Below are 17966 nucleotides of genomic sequence, written 5' to 3' on the forward strand. Positions count from 1 at the left end.
CGTGTAAGCGCTAGAATCCCTGGACATTGTTGTAATCCGTTCGCGCGAGCTTTGCTTGCGCGTTCTGGTTTTCAGCGTTCGGCAGCGAAAGCCGCATCCAGACCAGGATTGTTCTGCCCATGTCGACCTCGGCCCGCCTGATCCTCATTCTTTGCGCCGCGCTGCTCAGCGCCTGCGCAAGTCGTCCACCGCCGCCTGCTCCCGTAGCGGTGAAGCCCAAGCCGGTGTTCAACTATTCCAGCCAGAATTTCTCGCCTGCGGCCGAAGACGTCCTCTTCCGTGCCCTGGGCCTGGTCGGCACGCCTTATCGGTGGGGCGGCAACACACCGGACTCCGGGTTTGATTGCAGTGGCCTGATCGGTTTTGTCTTCCGCGACGCTGCCGGTATCTCCCTGCCGCGTACCACTCGCGAATTGATCGTGATGCGTGCGCAAGATGTCAGCGAGCAGAATCTGCAGACGGGCGACCTGTTGTTCTTTGCCACGGGCGGCGGTTCACAGGTCAGCCACGCCGGGATCTACGTCGGTGAAGGCCGTTTTGTGCATGCACCGCAAACCGGCGGTACGGTGAAGCTGGACACCTTGTCCAAGGCGTATTGGCAGAATGCCTACCTGAGCGCCAAGCGCGTGTTGCCAGGCAATCTGGCGCGTAATCCCTAGAAAGCAGCGGCAGGTTTCACGCGTGAAGCTGCAAGCGGTGCGATGCCTGCTTGCGTCGATCAGCTTGAAGCTTGCAGCTCGCCCCTCAAACTACTACCCTTCGCCGCTTGTTCCAGGTGCTCTGTGACCCATGGGTCGACGGAGTGAAACAGGGAAGCCGGTGAGTGAGCGCACTTGTACACAGTGACGCCGCGATCCCGGCGCTGCCCCCGCAACGGTAAATGAGTCAAGACGCTGCCTTTTGCCACTGTATCGCTCGCGATATGGGAAGGCGCAGCGTCGGTCTGCGCTTCTATAAGACGCGCGCCACTCATGAGCCCGGAGACCGGCCTGCAACATCCAACAGCATCACGGTGGGCGATGCTTGGCTGTCTGTTTTTTCTTTTTCCTGCCCGCCGTTTTTGTCCAGCCCCAACGGAGAGCTGCCATGACCGATTCCCCCGACCGCGACGAACGCCACCTGGCGCGCATGCTGCGCAAAAAAGCCGTGATCGATGAACGCATCGCCAACTCCCCGAACGAGTGCGGCCTGTTGCTGGTGCTGACCGGCAACGGCAAAGGCAAGAGCAGCTCCGCGTTCGGCATGCTGGCCCGGGCCATGGGGCACGGCATGCAGTGCGGTGTGGTGCAGTTCATCAAGGGGCGCAACAGTACCGGTGAGGAATTGTTCTTCCGCCGTTTCCCTGAGCAAGTGCGCTTTCATGTCATGGGCGAAGGCTTCACCTGGGAAACCCAGGACCGCCAGCGTGACATCGCCGCCGCCGAAGCCGCCTGGGCGGTTTCCCGCGAGTTGCTGCAGGACCCGTCTATCGGTCTTGTCGTACTCGACGAACTGAACATCGCCCTCAAGCACGGCTATCTCGACCTGGACCAGGTGCTCAGCGACCTGCAAGCCCGCCCGCCGATGCAACACGTGGTGGTCACTGGCCGCGGTGCCAAGCCTGAACTGATCGAAATGGGCGACACCGTCACCGAAATGGGCATGCTCAAACACGCGTTCCAAGCCGGTATCAAGGCACAGAAGGGCGTCGAACTTTGAATCAGCCCCGTCATTGCCCGGCCGTCTTGATTGCCGCACCGGCGTCCGGCCAGGGCAAAACCACCGTCACCGCCGCGCTTGCCCGATTGCACCGCAACCTGGGGCGCAGGGTACGCGTGTTCAAATGCGGCCCGGACTTCCTCGATCCGATGATCCACGAACGCGCCAGCGGTGCGCCGGTGTATCAATTGGACATGTGGATGGTGGGCGAGCAGGAAAGTCGTCGCTTGCTATGGGAAGCGGCGGGGGAGGCGGACCTGATCCTGATCGAAGGCGTGATGGGCCTGTTCGATGGCACACCGTCCAGCGCCGACCTGGCGCGACACTTCGGCGTGCCTGTCTTGGGCGTGATTGACGGTACGGCGATGGCCCAGACCTTCGGCGCGTTGGCCCTGGGCCTGGCACGTTATCAGCCGGATCTGCCGTTTGCCGGGGTGCTGGCCAATCGCGTTGGCACCTTGCGTCACGCACAATTGCTCGAAGGCAGCCTCACCGAAGGCCTGCGCTGGTACGGCGCGTTATCCCGCGAGACCGGTATCGAACTGCCTAGCCGTCACTTAGGCCTGGTACAGGCGAGCGAACTGAACGACCTCGATGTGCGTCTCGATGCAGCCGCCCAAGCGCTGGGCAGCAGTTGCGAAGTGGCTTTGCCGCCGCCAGTGACCTTTGCCGCACCGGAAGTGATCGAAACCCAGCCACTGCTCAACGGTGTGCGCATCGCCGTGGCCCGCGACGAAGCCTTCGCGTTTACCTATGGCGCCAGCCTCGACCTGCTGCGGGCAATGGGCGCTGAACTGGAGTTTTTCTCGCCGATCCACGATCGCAAATTGCCTGACGTCGACAGCCTCTATCTGCCCGGTGGTTATCCGGAATTGCACCACCAGGCGCTGGCGGAAAACACCTCGATGCTTGACGCCATCCGCGCTCATCATGCCGCCGGCAAACCGCTGCTCGCCGAATGCGGCGGCATGCTCTACCTGCTGGACTCGCTGACCGACGTCGAGGGTGTTCGCGCCGAACTGGTGGGCCTGCTGCAAGGCGATGCGGTGATGCAGAAGAAACTCGCGGCCTTGGCGCTGCAAAATGTCGAATTGCCCGAAGGCACGCTGCGCGGCCATACCTATCACCACTCCCTGACCACCACCGAATGGCAGCCGATTGCCCGTGGCCTTAGCCCCAATGGCGGACGCGGTGCCGAGGCGGTTTATCGGCAGGGGCGGATGACGGCTTCCTACGTACACTTTTACTTCCCCTCGAATCCCCAGGCGGTGGCCGCATTGTTCGCGCCCGATCCTGTAGGCGCCGGCTTGCCGGCGATGAGGCCATGACCGACAACGCCTTCCCCGAGGCCGACCGCCAGGCGGTCTACCGCGCCATCGCTGAACGTCGCGACATGCGCCACTTCAGCGGCGGCACTATCGCCCCGGAATTGCTCCATCGTCTGCTCCAGGCCGCGCACCAGGCACCCAGTGTCGGCCTGATGCAGCCCTGGCGTTTTATCCGCATCAGCGACCGTCCGTTGCGTGGGCAGATTCAACAACTGGTGGAAGAAGAACGCATACGCACCGCCGAAGCCCTGGGTGAACGCTCCGATGAGTTCATGAAGCTCAAGGTCGAAGGCATTCACGACTGCGCCGAAGTGCTGGTGGCGGCGTTGATGGATGACCGTGAGCGGCACATTTTTGGGCGGCGCACGTTGCCTGAAATGGACATGGCGTCACTGTCCTGTGCTATTCAGAATCTTTGGCTGGCGGCCCGTGTCGAAGGGCTGGGCATGGGCTGGGTCTCGCTGTTCGAGCCCCAGGCCCTGGCTGATCTGCTGGGTTTGCCACCCGGCGCGAAACCTTTGGCCGTGCTGTGCCTGGGGCCGGTGGCCGAGTTCTACCCGGCCCCGATGTTGCAACTCGAAGGCTGGACCGAGCCTCGGCCGCTGAGTGACATGTTGTATGAGAATGGGTGGGGAGTGAGTCAATGAGTGTGGCCTTGCTGTGTGTCGCTGCAGTCGCGCTGGATGCGCTGCTGGGCGAACCCAGACGCTGGCATCCGCTGGTGGCGTTCGGCAATTTCGCCGGGCGTATCGAGCAACGTTTCAATACCGGTGGTCGCGGCTGGCGCAGTCATGGCGTGACCGCGTGGGTTATCGCCGTGGTGCCGCTGACTCTGCTGGCTACGGCTTTATCCTGGGCGCCGTACATCGGCTGGGTATTGGAGATCCTGGCGTTGTACTGCGCGCTTGGCATGCGCAGCCTTGGCGAGCATGTGATCCCGGTGGCCCAGGCCTTGCGCAGCGATGACCTGGACGAAGCGCGACAGCGCGTGAGCTACCTCGTAAGCCGTCAGACCAGTGAACTGGATAGCACCGAAGTCGCCCGCGCGGCCACTGAGTCGGTGCTGGAGAACGGCAGCGATGCGGTCTTCGCCGCGCTGTTCTGGTTTGTGCTCGCGGGAGTGCCGGGCGTGGTGCTTTATCGCCTAAGCAACACCCTTGATGCCATGTGGGGCTATCGCAACGAACGTTTTGAACGCTTCGGCTGGGCGGCGGCAAAGATTGACGACGTGCTGAACTACATTCCTGCACGCCTGGTGGCGTTGACCTACGCGGTACTGGGTAAGACTCGTCTGGCGCTCAAATGCTGGCGCACCCAGGGCCCGACCTGGGACAGCCCGAACGCTGGCCCGGTGATGGCGGCCGGTGCCGGCGCCCTGGGCGTGGAGTTGGGCGGCGCCGCCATCTATCACGGTGAAGTGCACCAGCGTCCGCAACTGGGCGAAGGCCCGGCGGCGGATGCCGATTCCATCGACCGGGGCTGGCAACTGGTACAGCGCGGCGTATGGTTGTGGCTGCTGATTCTATGCGCGGGGGCGCAATTCTATGCTTGAGCACGGTGGCCGGTTGCGCAGGGCGTCGATTCAGTACGGGATAGCCGAGGCCGATTGGCTCGACCTGTCCAGCGGCCTCGCGCCCTGGCCCTGGCCGATTCCCGAGATCCCGCTGCGGGCCTGGGCGCGCCTGCCGGAAACCGACGACGGCCTGGAGCAGGCCGCCAGCGAATACTATGGTGCTGCACACCTGTTGCCGGTGCCCGGCTCCCAGGCGGCCATCCAGTTGCTGCCACGTCTGCGCCGCGCTGGCAAAGTCGGCGTGTTGTCACCGTGCTATGCCGAACACGCCGAAGCCTGGCGCCGCGCCGGCTACGTGGTGCGCGAAGTGCAAGAGCAGGAAGTCGACTTCTTTTTGGAGGGGCTCGACGTACTGGTGGTGGTCAACCCCAACAATCCCACCGGCCTGAACCTGGCCCCACAACGCTTGCTGGACTGGCATTCGCGGCTGGCCCAGCGGGGCGGCTGGCTGGTGGTAGACGAAGCGTTCATGGATGTCACCCCTCAATTCAGTCTGGCGGGCCATGCCCATCAGGTCGGCCTGATCGTGTTGCGCTCGTTCGGTAAATTCTTCGGTCTGGCCGGAGTGCGGCTGGGCTTTGTATTGGCCGAGCGCAAGCTGCTCAAGTTGCTGGCCGAACAGGTCGGCCCCTGGGCCGTCAGCGGACCGACGCGGGTGTTGGGTCAGATATGTCTGCGCGACACCATCGGTCAGGCGCTCCAACGCGTGCGTTGCATCGAGGCAGGCCAGCGTTTGTTCGCCTTGTTGGAGCGCCACGGCTTTCCCCCCCAGGGTGGCTGCGCGTTGTTTCAATGGCTGATCACGCCTCACGCCGAACGCATGCACGAATTCATGGCCCAGCGCGGCATCCTGCTACGGCTGTTTGTCCACGACAGCAGTCTGCGTTTCGGCCTGCTCGACACCGAGGCTGACTGGCTACGGCTGGACGAAGCCTTGGTCGCCTTTAAGGACGCTACATGAGCACGCTGATGGTGCAAGGCACCACCTCCGACGCCGGCAAAAGCACCTTGGTGACGGCGCTGTGCCGCTGGCTGGTCCGTCAGGGCGTGGCGGTGGTGCCGTTCAAGCCGCAGAACATGGCGCTCAACAGCGCCGTGACCGCAGAAGGCGGCGAAATCGGCCGCGCCCAGGCTGTGCAGGCCCAGGCCGCCAACCTGGCGCCGCACACCGACATGAACCCGGTGTTGCTCAAGCCTAACAGTGACACCGGCTCCCAAGTGATCATCCACGGTCGCGCCGTCACCACCATGAACGCTGTGGCCTACCACGACTACAAATCCATCGCGATGCAAGCGGTGCTGGCTTCCCACGCCCGGTTGAGCCAGGCTTACCCCGTGGTAATGGTGGAAGGCGCGGGCTCCCCGGCGGAGATCAACCTGCGCGCCAATGACATCGCCAACATGGGCTTCGCCGAAGCGGTGGATTGCCCGGTTTTGCTGATCGCCGACATCAATCGCGGCGGGGTGTTTGCCCATTTGGTCGGGACCTTGGAATTGCTATCGCCCACGGAGCAGGCACGGGTCAAGGGCTTTATCATTAACCGTTTTCGCGGTGACATCGCGCTGTTGCAACCCGGTCTGGATTGGCTGGAAGCGCGCACCGGCAAACCGGTGGTGGGCGTGTTGCCTTACGTGATGGACCTGCACCTGGAAGCCGAAGACGGCATCGACAGGCGCCAGACCGACAAGGTGGCCCAGGTACTCAAGGTGGTAGTGCCGGTGTTGCCGCGCATCAGCAACCACACGGATTTCGACCCGCTGCGCCTGCATCCTCAAGTGGATCTGCAATTCATCGGGCCAGGCCAGCCAATCCCCGCCGCCGACTTGATCATCCTCCCCGGCTCGAAAAGCGTACGCAGCGACCTGTCCTATTTGCGCACCAACGGCTGGGACACCGCCGTGGCGCGGCACTTGCGCTATGGCGGCAAGGTGCTCGGCATTTGCGGCGGCCTGCAGATGCTCGGCGAGCAGGTGCATGACCCGCTGGGCCTGGAAGGGCCTGCCGGCTCCAGCGATGGGCTTGGGCTGCTGGCGTTCAGCACTACGCTTGAAGAAGAGAAGCAGTTGCGCAACGTGCGCGGGCGGCTGTTGCTGGAGGATGCCGAGGTCTGCGGCTATGAGATTCATGCGGGCGTGACGTCTGGCGACGCTTTGTCGAACGCTGCCGTGTTGCTGGATGACGGTCGCACGGATGGCGCGCAAAGTGCCGACGGGCAAATTCTCGGCACCTACCTGCATGGCTTGTTCGAAAGCCCGGCGGCCTGCAGCGCCTTGCTGCGCTGGGCCGGTCTGCAGGATGTGCAGGCAGTGGATTACCACGCGTTGCGCGAGCGCGATATCGAGCGCCTGGCGGACCTGGTGGAGAATCACTTGGACACCGATTTATTGCGCAAGCTGTGCGGGGTCTGACGGTGAGTACGCGGTCCCGATGTGGGCGCTGGCTTGCCCGCGATAGTGGCCTTAAGGCCGAGCCTTTTCAGCCAACCCAAGGTGCTGTCCCATGCTGCAACTGATCCTCGGTGGCGCCCGTTCCGGCAAAAGCCGTCTTGCCGAAAAGCTCGCCAGCGACAGCGGCTTGCCCGTCACTTACATCGCCACCAGCCAACCGCTGGATGGCGAGATGAATGAACGCGTCGCCCTGCATCGCCAGCGTCGTCCCGATCACTGGGGGCTGATCGAAGAGCCTATCGAATTGGCGCGCGTGCTGCGCGAAAATGCCGCGCCCGCGCAGTGTCTGCTGGTGGATTGCCTGACTCTGTGGCTGACCAATCTGCTGATGCTGGAAGACTCGAATCGCCTGGTGGCTGAGCGCGATCAGTTGCTGGAAACCCTGGCCGTGCTGCCGGGTGAAATCATTTTTGTCAGCAACGAGACCGGTCTGGGTGTCGTGCCGCTGGGCGAATTGACTCGCCGCTATGTGGATGAAGCCGGTTGGCTGCATCAAGCCTTGGCCGAGCGCTGTCAGCGTGTTGTCCTGACAGTTGCCGGCCTGCCCCTGACGTTGAAAGGTACTGCGTTATGACTGACACCTGGTGGCTCAACCCCTGTAAGGCGATTGACGCGCACGCATACGAACACGCCTTGGCGCGCCAGCAGCAATTGACCAAACCGTCGGGCTCCCTCGGGCAGTTGGAGGCCCTGGCGGTGCAATTGGCCGGCTTGCAGGGCCAGGTCAAACCGTTGGTGGACCACGTGTGGATCGCCATCTTCGCGGGTGACCATGGCGTGGTAGCGGAGGGCGTGTCGGCGTTTCCTCAGGAAGTCACTGGGCAGATGCTGCACAACTTTGTCAGCGGTGGCGCGGCCATCAGCGTCTTGGCGCGACAGTTGGAGGCACAGTTGGAAGTGGTCGACCTTGGCACGGTCACGCCGTCCCTGGACCTGCCAGGTGTGCGCCACCTGAACATCGGTGCGGGCACCGCCAACTTCGTCAATGGCCCGGCAATGACCGAGGCCCAAGGGGTGCTCGCCCTGCAAGCCGGCCGCGACAGTGCGCGGCGAGCATTGGCAAGCGGGGCACAGCTGTTTATCGGTGGCGAGATGGGCATCGGCAACACCACCGCCGCCAGTGCGCTGGCGTGTGCCTTGCTCGACTGCCAGGTCAGTGACCTCACGGGGCCTGGCACTGGGTTGAATGCTCAGGGTGTCAGCCATAAGGTGGCCGTGATCGAACGCGCCCTGGCGTTACATGCCGGCCAGCGTGGTGATGCGTTGCAAACGCTGTTCAATCTCGGCGGCTTTGAGATTGCCGCACTGGTGGGCGCGTACCTGGCCTGTGCGCAAGAAGGCATCGTGGTGCTGGTGGATGGTTTTATCTGCACTGTCGCAGCGCTGGTTGCGACGCGCTTGAACCCGGCATGCCATGAGTGGCTGGTGTTCGGCCATCGCGGCGCTGAACCAGGTCATCGCCATGTGCTGCAAAGCCTTGACGCGAAGCCGCTGCTGGAATTGGGCCTGCGCCTGGGCGAAGGCAGCGGCGCTGCACTGGCGGTTCCCTTGTTGCGCCTGGCATGTGCGCTGCACGGTCAGATGGCGACTTTCGCCGAAGCCGCCGTGGCAGACCGCCCGGTATGACCTTGCGCCTGGACCTGCTGCGTCACGGCGAGACCGAGTTGGGCGGCGGCCTGCGCGGCAGTCTGGACGATGCACTCACCGCCAAGGGTTGGGCGCAAATGCGCGCAGCCGTGGTGGCGCAGGGGCCGTGGGACCGTCTGGTCAGTTCACCGCTGCAACGGTGCGCGCGGTTTGCCGAGGAACTGGGGGCTCAGCTCCATGTGCCGGTGGCCCTGGAAAAGGATCTGCAAGAGCTGCACTTCGGTGCCTGGGAGGGGCAGAGTGCGGCAGCCTTGATGGAGACCGACGCCGAAGGGCTGGGGTTGTTCTGGGCTGATCCCTACCGCTTTACACCACCGGAGGGCGAGCCTGTCAGCGCCTTTTCCGACCGGGTTCTGGGCGCTGTCGCGCGCTTGCATCAGGCCTATGCCGGTGAGCGTGTGTTGTTGATCAGTCATGGCGGTGTGATGCGTCTGTTACTGGCGCAAGCGCGTGGTTTGCCGAGGGAGCAACTGTTGAACGTCGAAGTGGGCCATGGCGGGCTGTTCAGTCTGCACGTCAATGCTGGCGGCACACTGACGGAAGTGGGGTAGACATGCTGCCATTCTGGATCGCCCTGCAATTTCTCAGCAGTCTGCCGATTCGCTTGCCGGGTATGCCGCAGCCTCAGGAATTGGGGCGTTCACTGCTGTTTTATCCGGTCGTCGGTCTGTTGTTCGGTGTGTTGTTGTGGGGCCTGAACTCGGTATTGATGGGCGCGCCGTTGTTGCTGCATGCCGCATTGTTGCTGACGGCCTGGGTATTGCTCAGTGGTGGCCTGCACCTGGACGGTTTGGCGGACAGCGCCGACGCCTGGCTCGGCGGTTTTGGCGACCGCGAACGCACGCTGACGATCATGAAGGACCCCCGCAGCGGCCCGATTGCCGTGGTCACCCTGGGGATGGTGCTGCTGCTCAAATTCACTGCGTTGGTGGCCCTGATCGAGCAACCTAACGGCGCAGCACTGATCCTGGCGCCGTTGATTGGCCGCGCATCGATGCTGGCGCTGTTTCTTACCACGCGCTATGTACGTGCCGGCGGATTGGGCCAGGCATTGTCGAATCATTTACCGAGGATCGTCGGCCAGCAGGTACTGATCCTCAGTGGTTTAGCCTGCATCCTCATCGGCGGCTTCAGTGGCGGGCTGGCTGTGCTACTTGCCGCGATCTGCTTCATAGGGTTGCGCCAACTGATGGTCAATCGGCTGGGCGGCACCACGGGCGATACCGCAGGCGCTTTGCTGGAACTGCTGGAAGTCGTGGTTCTGGTCGGCCTGGCGCTGTAACACTTTCTTGCATTTCATAAATCGCGGGTATATACACCTTCTATGCTTGCCTCCCAATGTTTGTGCACCAACCTGCGACGTGCCGCCCGTGGCGTCAGCAGGCATTACGACGGCGCCCTTGATGGCTTCGGGATCAACGTCGCCCAGTATTCTTTGTTGTGTAACCTGCAGCGCCTCGATCAGCCGAGTATTTCCAGCCTGGCGGAAGCCATGGGCCTGGATCGCAGCACCTTGGGGCGGAACCTGCGGGTGCTGGAAGGTGAGGGCCTGGTGAAACTGGTGGAAGGCGATGACCTGCGCAACCGCTTGGTGATGTTGACCGAGGACGGTGAAGCACGACTTGCCGCCGCATTACCCGCCTGGGAAGCGGCGCAGCAAAAATTGATCGATCAACTCGGCGCGGAAAAACGCGAAACCTTGTTGGCCTTGCTGGACGAACTCGCCTGAGCGCGGGGTTTGTTCGAATACAAGCGGGTATATACCCGCGAACGGAGAATAAGAAATGACCTCAATGTGGCGCACCAGTGGTTGGATTCTTGTAGGGAGTGCGCTGATTCTGGCGTTGTCGTTGGGTGTGCGGCACGGTTTTGGCCTGTTCCTGGCGCCGATGAGCAGCGAATTTGGCTGGGGCCGTGAAACTTTCGCCTTTGCCATCGCCTTGCAGAACCTGATCTGGGGCCTGGCACAGCCGTTCACCGGCGCTTTGGCTGACCGTTTTGGCGCCACTAGAGCGGTGTTTGTTGGTGGCATCCTGTACGCGGCGGGCCTGGTGTTGATGGGCATGTCCGATTCGGCGTGGTCGTTGTCCCTCAGCGCCGGCTTGCTGATTGGTATCGGTCTGTCTGGCACCTCGTTCTCGGTGATTCTTGGTGTGGTCGGTCGGGCCGTGGCGCCGGAAAAACGCAGCATGGCCATGGGGATTGCGAGTGCTGCCGGTTCGTTCGGTCAGTTCGCCATGGTGCCGGGCACCTTGGGTTTGATCAGTTGGTTGGGCTGGTCTGCTGCATTGCTGGCGCTGGGCCTGATGGTGGCGCTGATTCTGCCGCTGGTGGCGATGCTCAAAGACAGGCCATTACCGGTGCTGGCGGGCCAACAAACCTTGCGCGAAGCCTTGAAGGAAGCCTGCTCCCATTCCGGCTTCTGGTTGTTGGCCTTCGGCTTTTTCGTCTGCGGTTTCCAGGTGGTGTTTATCGGCGTGCATTTGCCGGCTTATCTGGTGGACCAGCATTTGCCGGCCACCGTCGGTACCACGGTGCTGGCACTGATCGGCCTGTTCAACATCTTCGGTACCTACACCGCCGGCTGGCTCGGCGGGCGCATGTCCAAACCGCGTTTGCTGACGGGGTTGTACCTGCTGCGCGCGGTGGTGATCGTGCTGTTCCTGTGGGCGCCGGTCACTGAAGTCACGGCTTACCTGTTTGGCATGGCGATGGGCTTCCTGTGGCTGTCTACCGTACCGCTGACCAACGGCACCGTCGCCACATTGTTTGGTGTGCGAAACCTCTCCATGCTTGGCGGGATAGTGTTTTTGTTCCACCAACTCGGTTCGTTTCTGGGCGGCTGGTTGGGCGGGGTGGTCTATGATCGAACCGGCAACTACGATTTGATCTGGCAGGTGGCGATCCTGCTGAGCCTGCTCGCCGCAGCCCTGAATTGGCCGGTACGTGAGCGCCCGGTGGCGCGATTGCAGGCACAGATGGAGGCGGCATGAGCAGAGTGGCACACGGTGTGATACTGGTTGCGGGGCTGGTCCTGGTGGTGTTGGCCTGGTGGGGCTGGCAGCGTGGCGGGCTGGCGTTGATGCAACTGGGCATGTCGATCTGTTAAGTTTCCGGTCTGGCTGCTTTTAGTCAGGTCTCTTCAAAGGACACATAACATGCAGATGCGTTGGCTCGCTGTACCCGTCCTGATGGCCATTGGCAGTGCTGCCCTGGCCGCCAGTTGCCCGCCGCTGTTGGAAGGCCAATTGCCCAAGCTGCGCGCCAAAGAGTCCATCGACCTGTGCCAGCGCTTTGCGGGCAAGCCGCTGGTCATCGTCAACACCGCCAGCTTTTGTGGGTTCGCCCCACAATTCAAAGGCCTCGAAGCTTTGTATCAACGCTACAAGGGCGAAGGGCTGGAAGTGATCGGCGTGCCGTCGGATGACTTCAAGCAGGAAGCCAAGACCGGCGAAGAAACCGCCAAGGTCTGCTACGTGAATTACGGCGTGACCTTCACCATGACCGAGCCACAAAAGGTCAAGGGGCCGGATGCGGTGCACCTGTTCAAGGTATTGGCGCAGCAGACCGACGCGCCGCCGAAGTGGAATTTCTACAAGTATGTGGTGGATAGGCAGGGCAAGGTGATTGCCAATTTTTCCAGCCTCACCAAACCGGACAGCCCGGATTTGATCAAGGCGGTGGAAGAGGCGTTGGCTTCCAAACCCTGACAATCATCCATTAAAAAGCCCCGCTTCCTTTGCAGGAGGGCGGGGCTTTTTTATACGGCGTCAGATCAGAACTTGTACGTTACGCCCAGGCCAAAACCGTTGGCGCTGTTTTCGTACTTAGCATTGTAGGACTGGCCCAATGCATTGGCACGAGCGACCTTGACTGGTTCTTCCTTGAGGTAGGAGTAAGCCAGGTCCACGGTCATATTCGGCATTACATCGTAGCCAAGGCCGAGACTGAAGATAGTCCGGTCACCGGTTGGGATACGCGGCGAACGGTCGGTGTTGTTGGTCGGCGACTGGTCGAAGGTCAGGCCGGTACGCAGCACCACTTGCTTGGTGACACGATACGAGGTACCCACGGCATAGGCCCAAGTGTCGTGCCAATTCTGGTCTTCTTTGATGGTGCCGACAATTTGCGGAGCCAACACACCGCTACCGGCTGCGGCCGATACACCTTCGTTGTTGACGGTGATGTCTTTCAGGCGGCTCCAGCGGGTCCAGGTAGCGCCTGCGTAGAGTTTCCACGCGTCGCTCATATCTTGAGTAACCGACAGGTCCCAGGATTCAGGTGTGTCGATCTTCAGCGACGCGTCGTAGCGGCCATTGTTCAACAGCGAAGCTGGAACGTTGGTGCCTTTGGTCACTTCGGTATGGCCTTCGAGCTTGTACTTCACTTTCGAGTGGTAGGTCAGGCCCACTCGCGTTGTGTCAGTAGCTTGAACCAGCAGGCCGGCATTGAAGCCGACGGCGGTGTCATCACCCTTGATCTTGATGTTGTTGGAGCCGGTACCCGCGACTGGCAGGTTGATATCGGACTCAAGCGTACCAGCGATACGGTTGATGGTCGGACCAAAACCAATGGAAACCCGATCGTTGAAGGCGTAGCTGACCGTCGGCTGGAAAGTGATGACGGTCACTTCGCTTTTGCTGCCAAAGGCTTTGCCTTGGAAGCCACTTTCGTAATCGGTCACAAGGCCAAACGGAGCATAGACGCCGAAACCGACAGCCCATTGATCGTTGAGTTTATTGGTGTAGAAACCGAAAGGAACGGCAGTGAAAGGCACCATATCGCCTTTGTTCGTGCCGCTGGAGCGGCCGCTGACATCCTTAATGTTGCTTGAGGCATCAATCGCCGCAACACCGCCGGTGACTTGCTGGCCTTCAAGGCGAGCCATACCGGCAGGGTTACCATAAACGGTGCTGGCGTTTTCGGCAGAAGAAGAGCGGCCTGCGAAACCCGTACCCATCCCGGCGACGTCTTGTTCGTTAAGGGCAAAGCCACTTGCGAAAATATGAGAAGAGGCCATGGCAACGGCGAGGCTAAGTGTGGTCTTGAGCATTACTTTTTTCATTATTAGAACTCCGTGGTGATCACCGCTGCGGAAAGTAACAATAAAATTAAGATCGCGCTATAGGCTGTAATGCAGGAGATAGAGCGGTTTTGTAGGACAATCCGACCAAAATCCAGGGTTTTTGACGAATCTTGCAAATTGCCCGGTCAGCAAACCACGTGATTCATGGGTGAAACACAGGTGTGCCAGGCTTGAGTGAAATCGCGCAGCCGTCCTTGTGGGTGAAAAATTTCTTTCCAGATACGTGCCATGGCCAAGACATCACCGGGTGGAGGCAGTGTAGGAGTGTGTTGTTCCACCAACAGCCAGGCGATGGCGGTGGCATAACGCAAGTTTACGGTGAGCTCCAGTTGCGGTGCGCTGAGGAACGCATGCTGGCTCGCGAGTCCGCGTACCAGGCTGGCGCGCTCGGGGTCCAGCGCCAGATAGTTGTCCCACAGGGCACGATGGCGTGGTTCGGTGATGCTGTACAGGCCGTGGCCGCGCCGGTCGTGCAAGGCGGAACCGAGTTCCGACTGGCTGGCGGCAATGCCCAGCAGGAGAGACTCCGCCGTCGGGTGATGGCGGCCGAGGTACATCAAGGTCGGCCGGATCACATATCGAGACAATTCGCTGGCAGCGATACCCATACAAGCCTCAATCCGTGAAAGTGGTCGACGAGGCCTGAGAGGGGGGCTTGGCAGCAGTGGATCGGATCTCAGGCTCGTCGGAAGCGGATCATGCCGCTTGAGTTGAAGTGTAGTGTCATATTTGTGATGTAAAGGACTGTTTTTAAAACATCTTATTCATTTAGTTATAACGGTTATATCTATTTGAACTGAGTGCAACGGCCCAATAGGTAAATTCCGGGCAATAAAAAACCCTGTTTTTTAAACAGGGTTTTTGTGTTTCAGCGACGCGGGTCGATCAGGCAATCAATGCCTGACGGGTACGCTCGATCACGGCCTGCAGCGGTTCTGCGCTGGAGTATTGATCGGGGTACAGGCGTTCGCTGTGACGAGCGATGCCGTGTTCGTTGACCAGGGTGAAGCTGAAGCAGCCTTTGCGAGCGGCCATGATCAGGCAGTTCATTGGAGCAAAAGCGTTGGTGAGGGTGCGAATGGCATCCTGAGTATGGATTTGAGCGTTCATATTATTGGTGTTCCTACAAATGACACGGATTAAGAACCGTGCAACGTTAAAACGTTCCAGTAACGTTGATCACCATTGATCAAACGAAGAACCCGACTGGAACAAAGCAGCCAGTTTGAAGCGCTAATAATTTAGGCGCGCTTGGGCTGGCAGGTAGGTACTTAGGAGGGCAGGCAACACAACAGGGGCAAAGGTTCTGGGCCCGGGGTGAAGATCCTGATCAATTTGCAGGTTGGTTCGGTCAGAGTATGGAAACTTCGCGACACCCTTTGCTTGTTCAAAGGCAGTGTCGTCGCAAGCGATACCTGGAAACCATCGAGGTGGTCGATCCCGTGTTGTGCAGGGGAGTTGTTCGACCAGAATTGACTTTCAGCTTGGTACTAACGCCGCGGATAGTAACGGATTGAAACCGGTAAGGGAAGTATGTTAGCCAAAAAACTTTTATCAGCCGCCCAACAGGCCTCGATAGACCAAGACGGTGATCGCTGCTGCCAGTGAGCAGCCCAGTCCGTAGGCTGCAAGGGTCAAGCGCAGAGATTGGCCGGTCTCGACCACTTTCATCACGTCGCCGATGTCGTTTATGCGGCCTTCGCCCAGCTCGATGCAGAGGCTGACGGCAGTGAACGCCGCCGACAGCAGGATCGCGATGGCGAACAGCGCCCCATCCGGTGACGGCAGTGCTGCATTGATCCCCAAGGAAACGGCGCAGATGGCCAATAGCAACACGGCGAATAACAGAATCCCTTTCATCAACTCACCCACTGTTGCGTTGTAGGTCGGGGAGTGTGGCGAGCCGGGAAAGATTTGAAAAGTCCCTGGTTTGTCCAGGCGGTAACATTTTTGTAGCGAGTGGCTTCAAAAAAGGCCGGCGATATAACCATCGAATGGGTACTTGTGCACATTGGTTGCGGAGTGTGTAACCGCGCTGTCAACTGCACTCCAAGGCCGCCATTTGCCTGCAATGGAAATTTAAGTCAATGAAAAATCTGGCTTTTTTTTATTGGTGAAAAAATCGTCAGTTTGACTGCGGGCCCCATTCCATGGGGCTTTGCGCGAGTTAAAGGCGTGTTGTCCACTGAGTTATCCACAGCTTCTGTGGATTGTCCCAAGCGTTTGCTCTAGAACGGGCGTGCACAGTTTTTTCAGCTTTACCTGTACGAAAAAAAGAGTAGAGTGGCGCGCCTTCCGTTCTGTCTCACAGTGCTTTATGAAGTTTCGCTCAGTATCATCTTCTGTTACCGACTCCCCTCAAACTGTTACCGCTCCCAAGCGCTTCTCCTTGAAAGTTGCCTTGTGGTTGCTCGACAGTCCGCGCCTGGGTCACAACACCAACGTAAAGCACCTCGCCGGGCGTTTGCTCAAGCAGCCGGCCCGTGAAGGTGTGGTCGCTGCGCAAAGCCGCCTGGGCCAACTGATGTGCCGCGAATGCGGGAATGCCCGCGACCGCCGCATCGGCCACGACCTGCTGCGCCTGGCCGCCCGTGCCGGTGACCGCCGCGCCCAGCGCGAACTGGGTCAGGTCGAAGACTGAGCTGTCCTCAGGCCCTCTGCTCCGCTAACCTTGGTTTTTTTCGGTGATGGCAGACATGTCTATGGTTTTTGACTGGACCAGTGTTGCCTTGGGCCTCGCTGGCGCTGCCGTGCCGTTATTGGCCGTGTGCTGGCAGCTGCAGCGACGCTTGAACGCACGCATGACCGGCTGGGAACTGCTCGAAGAGCGCCTGGCCACCGCACAGCTTGCCCAGGAAGGTCTTGCCGCGCAGTTGGATGCGAGCCGCGATGAGATCAGCGATTTGAGCCAAGCCAATGCCGCCAAGCAGGCTGACCTGGCCGCTGTGCGTCGCGAAGTCGAGTTGCTGCAGATCGACCGCGACAACGCCCGCGATGCCGCTCACGCCTGGAACCTCGACCGTAGCGCCAAAGAGACCGAGCTACGCCGCCTCGATGCCTTGTCGGCGGCCTTGCGCGCCGAGCTGCGTGAACAACAGGACAGTCATCAACAACGCCTGACCGACCTGCAAGGCTCGCGGGATGAGTTGCGTGCACAGTTCGCCGAGTTGGCCGGCAAGATCTTCGACGAACGCGAACAGCGCTTCGCCGAAACCAGCCAGGAACGCCTGGGCCAATTGCTCGACCCCTTGAAGGAGCGCATCCAATCCTTCGAGAAACGCGTGGAAGAAAGCTACCAGAACGAGGCGCGCGAGCGTTTTTCCCTGGCCAAGGAGCTGGAACGCCTACAGCAACTGAACCTGCGTCTGTCGGACGAAGCCACCAACCTGACCCGCGCGCTCAAGGGTCAGAAAACCCAAGGTAACTGGGGAGAACTGATCCTTGAACGGGTGCTGGAGCATGCAGGTCTGGAGAAGGGCCGTGAGTACCAGACCCAGGTCAGCCTCAAAGGCCCGGATGGCGAGCGGTTCCAGCCCGACGTGCTGATCATGTTGCCCGGCGACAAGCAGGTGGTGGTGGACTCCAAGGTCAGCCTGACTGCGTACCAGCAGTATGTGGCGGCGGAGGATGACGTCATTGGCCAGGCAGCCCTGAAGCAGCATGTGCTGTCGCTGCGAAATCACGTCAAAGGCCTGGCCGGCAAGGACTACAAACGCCTGGAAGGCCTGCACAGCCTGGATTTCGTGTTGCTGTTCGTGCCGATCGAAGCGGCGTTTTCCGCTGCGTTACAGGCCGAGCCCAACCTGTTTCAGGAGGCGTTCGACCGCCATATCGTGATTGTCAGCCCAACCACCTTGCTTGCGACCTTACGTGTGATCGACAGCCTCTGGAAACAGGAACGCCAGAGCCAGAACGCCCGGGAAATCGCCGAGCGTGCCGGTTGGCTGTACGACAAGTTCGTGCTGTTTATCCAGGACTTGGATGAAGTGGGTAACCGTTTGCAGCAGTTGGATAAGGCTTACAGTGCGGCGCGAAACAAGCTGACAGATGGACGCGGAAATCTGGTCAGCCGGACCGAGCAATTGCGGTTGCTGGGCGCGCGGGCGAGTAAAAGCCTGCCGGCGGATTTACTGGAGCGGGCGATGACCGACTCCGATGGTGTGGCACACCTGCCCGAATAAAATAC

The 17966-nt window shown here is 60.6% G+C and carries 20 protein-coding genes and 1 riboswitch; of the genes, 16 read left to right on the plus strand and 4 right to left on the minus strand.

All coding sequences use genetic code 11. The annotated features are described in order from the left end of the window. Window positions 1–119 precede the first annotated feature (119 nt). The 14 genes from AC4PS7_RS10790 to AC4PS7_RS10855 all read left to right on the plus strand — a co-directional run bounded on the left by AC4PS7_RS10790 (window position 120) and on the right by AC4PS7_RS10855 (window position 12404). Window positions 120–659, plus strand: coding sequence for a C40 family peptidase (locus AC4PS7_RS10790; protein ID WP_010208673.1), 540 nt, complete (start codon window positions 120–122; stop codon window positions 657–659). Window positions 660–756: 97 nt separating this feature from the next. Continuing rightward, a riboswitch (cobalamin riboswitch) is annotated at window positions 757–1007 on the plus strand. A gap of 79 nt (window positions 1008–1086) precedes the next feature. After that, window positions 1087–1698 (plus strand): cob(I)yrinic acid a,c-diamide adenosyltransferase, encoded by a 612-nt coding sequence (gene cobO, locus AC4PS7_RS10795; protein WP_010208674.1) that lies wholly within the window; start codon window positions 1087–1089, stop codon window positions 1696–1698. Then, window positions 1695–3026, plus strand: coding sequence for a cobyrinic acid a,c-diamide synthase CobB (locus AC4PS7_RS10800; RefSeq protein ID WP_021490864.1), 1332 nt, complete (start codon window positions 1695–1697; stop codon window positions 3024–3026). Before cobO ends, AC4PS7_RS10800 begins: the two co-directional genes overlap by 4 nt. Further along, window positions 3023–3673, plus strand: coding sequence for a 5,6-dimethylbenzimidazole synthase (bluB, locus tag AC4PS7_RS10805; RefSeq protein ID WP_010208679.1), 651 nt, complete (start codon window positions 3023–3025; stop codon window positions 3671–3673). The genes AC4PS7_RS10800 and bluB overlap by 4 nt, the downstream gene beginning before the upstream one ends. Continuing rightward, window positions 3670–4578, plus strand: a complete 909-nt coding sequence (cbiB, locus tag AC4PS7_RS10810; protein ID WP_021490863.1) for an adenosylcobinamide-phosphate synthase CbiB — start codon at window positions 3670–3672, stop codon at window positions 4576–4578. The genes bluB and cbiB overlap by 4 nt, the downstream gene beginning before the upstream one ends. Continuing rightward, window positions 4571–5560, plus strand: coding sequence for a threonine-phosphate decarboxylase CobD (gene cobD, locus AC4PS7_RS10815; protein ID WP_021490862.1), 990 nt, complete (start codon window positions 4571–4573; stop codon window positions 5558–5560). The genes cbiB and cobD overlap by 8 nt, the downstream gene beginning before the upstream one ends. Further along, window positions 5557–7008: a cobyric acid synthase gene (locus AC4PS7_RS10820; RefSeq protein ID WP_045791772.1), complete on the plus strand. Its 1452-nt coding sequence runs from the start codon at window positions 5557–5559 to the stop codon at window positions 7006–7008. The genes cobD and AC4PS7_RS10820 overlap by 4 nt, the downstream gene beginning before the upstream one ends. Window positions 7009–7099: 91 nt before the next feature. Further along, a complete protein-coding gene (cobU, locus tag AC4PS7_RS10825) occupies window positions 7100–7621 on the plus strand; it encodes a bifunctional adenosylcobinamide kinase/adenosylcobinamide-phosphate guanylyltransferase (RefSeq protein ID WP_021490860.1) in 522 nt (173 codons plus the stop codon). Then, entirely contained in the window at window positions 7618–8673 is a 1056-nt protein-coding gene (gene cobT, locus AC4PS7_RS10830) for a nicotinate-nucleotide--dimethylbenzimidazole phosphoribosyltransferase (RefSeq protein WP_021490859.1), read from the plus strand. The genes cobU and cobT overlap by 4 nt, the downstream gene beginning before the upstream one ends. Further along, the gene (gene cobC / locus AC4PS7_RS10835; protein ID WP_021490858.1) at window positions 8670–9245 is read left to right on the plus strand and encodes an alpha-ribazole phosphatase family protein; all 576 of its coding nucleotides are present in this window, start codon (window positions 8670–8672) and stop codon (window positions 9243–9245) included. Before cobT ends, cobC begins: the two co-directional genes overlap by 4 nt. Before the next feature lie 2 nt (window positions 9246–9247). Then, entirely contained in the window at window positions 9248–9976 is a 729-nt protein-coding gene (locus tag AC4PS7_RS10840; protein ID WP_010208687.1) for an adenosylcobinamide-GDP ribazoletransferase, read from the plus strand. A 42-nt stretch (window positions 9977–10018) separates the two neighbouring features. Beyond that, window positions 10019–10423, plus strand: a complete 405-nt coding sequence (locus tag AC4PS7_RS10845; RefSeq protein ID WP_010208689.1) for a MarR family winged helix-turn-helix transcriptional regulator — start codon at window positions 10019–10021, stop codon at window positions 10421–10423. A 64-nt stretch (window positions 10424–10487) separates the two neighbouring features. Then, entirely contained in the window at window positions 10488–11687 is a 1200-nt protein-coding gene (locus tag AC4PS7_RS10850) for an MFS transporter (protein WP_162098522.1), read from the plus strand. Window positions 11688–11852: 165 nt separating this feature from the next. Continuing rightward, the gene (locus AC4PS7_RS10855) at window positions 11853–12404 is read left to right on the plus strand and encodes a glutathione peroxidase (protein ID WP_010208695.1); all 552 of its coding nucleotides are present in this window, start codon (window positions 11853–11855) and stop codon (window positions 12402–12404) included. A 65-nt stretch (window positions 12405–12469) separates the two neighbouring features. Here AC4PS7_RS10855 and AC4PS7_RS10860 read toward each other — a convergent pair whose 3' ends face one another. From AC4PS7_RS10860 to AC4PS7_RS10875, 4 genes are all read right to left on the minus strand, one after another. Further along, window positions 12470–13759, minus strand: a complete 1290-nt coding sequence (locus AC4PS7_RS10860) for an OmpP1/FadL family transporter (RefSeq protein WP_010208696.1) — start codon at window positions 13757–13759, stop codon at window positions 12470–12472. Between the two features lie 146 nt (window positions 13760–13905). After that, window positions 13906–14388 (minus strand): hypothetical protein, encoded by a 483-nt coding sequence (locus tag AC4PS7_RS10865; RefSeq protein ID WP_021490856.1) that lies wholly within the window; start codon window positions 14386–14388, stop codon window positions 13906–13908. A gap of 277 nt (window positions 14389–14665) precedes the next feature. Then, complete coding sequence (locus AC4PS7_RS10870) at window positions 14666–14890, minus strand: hypothetical protein (RefSeq protein WP_010208698.1); 225 nt, start codon at window positions 14888–14890, stop codon at window positions 14666–14668. A gap of 444 nt (window positions 14891–15334) precedes the next feature. Then, on the minus strand, window positions 15335–15640 hold the full coding sequence (locus AC4PS7_RS10875) for a hypothetical protein (protein ID WP_010208700.1): 306 nt from the start codon (window positions 15638–15640) through the stop codon (window positions 15335–15337). Window positions 15641–16097: 457 nt separating this feature from the next. On the opposite strand from AC4PS7_RS10875, the gene AC4PS7_RS10880 reads away from it, so the two are divergent. Both AC4PS7_RS10880 and AC4PS7_RS10885 read left to right on the plus strand, forming a co-directional pair. Beyond that, window positions 16098–16421 (plus strand): SEL1-like repeat protein, encoded by a 324-nt coding sequence (locus AC4PS7_RS10880; RefSeq protein WP_021490855.1) that lies wholly within the window; start codon window positions 16098–16100, stop codon window positions 16419–16421. Between the two features lie 175 nt (window positions 16422–16596). Next, on the plus strand, window positions 16597–17961 hold the full coding sequence (locus AC4PS7_RS10885) for a DNA recombination protein RmuC (protein WP_176331999.1): 1365 nt from the start codon (window positions 16597–16599) through the stop codon (window positions 17959–17961). Window positions 17962–17966 lie beyond the last annotated feature (5 nt).

The sequence above is a fragment of the Pseudomonas sp. DW-iso3 genome (assembly GCF_058725305.1).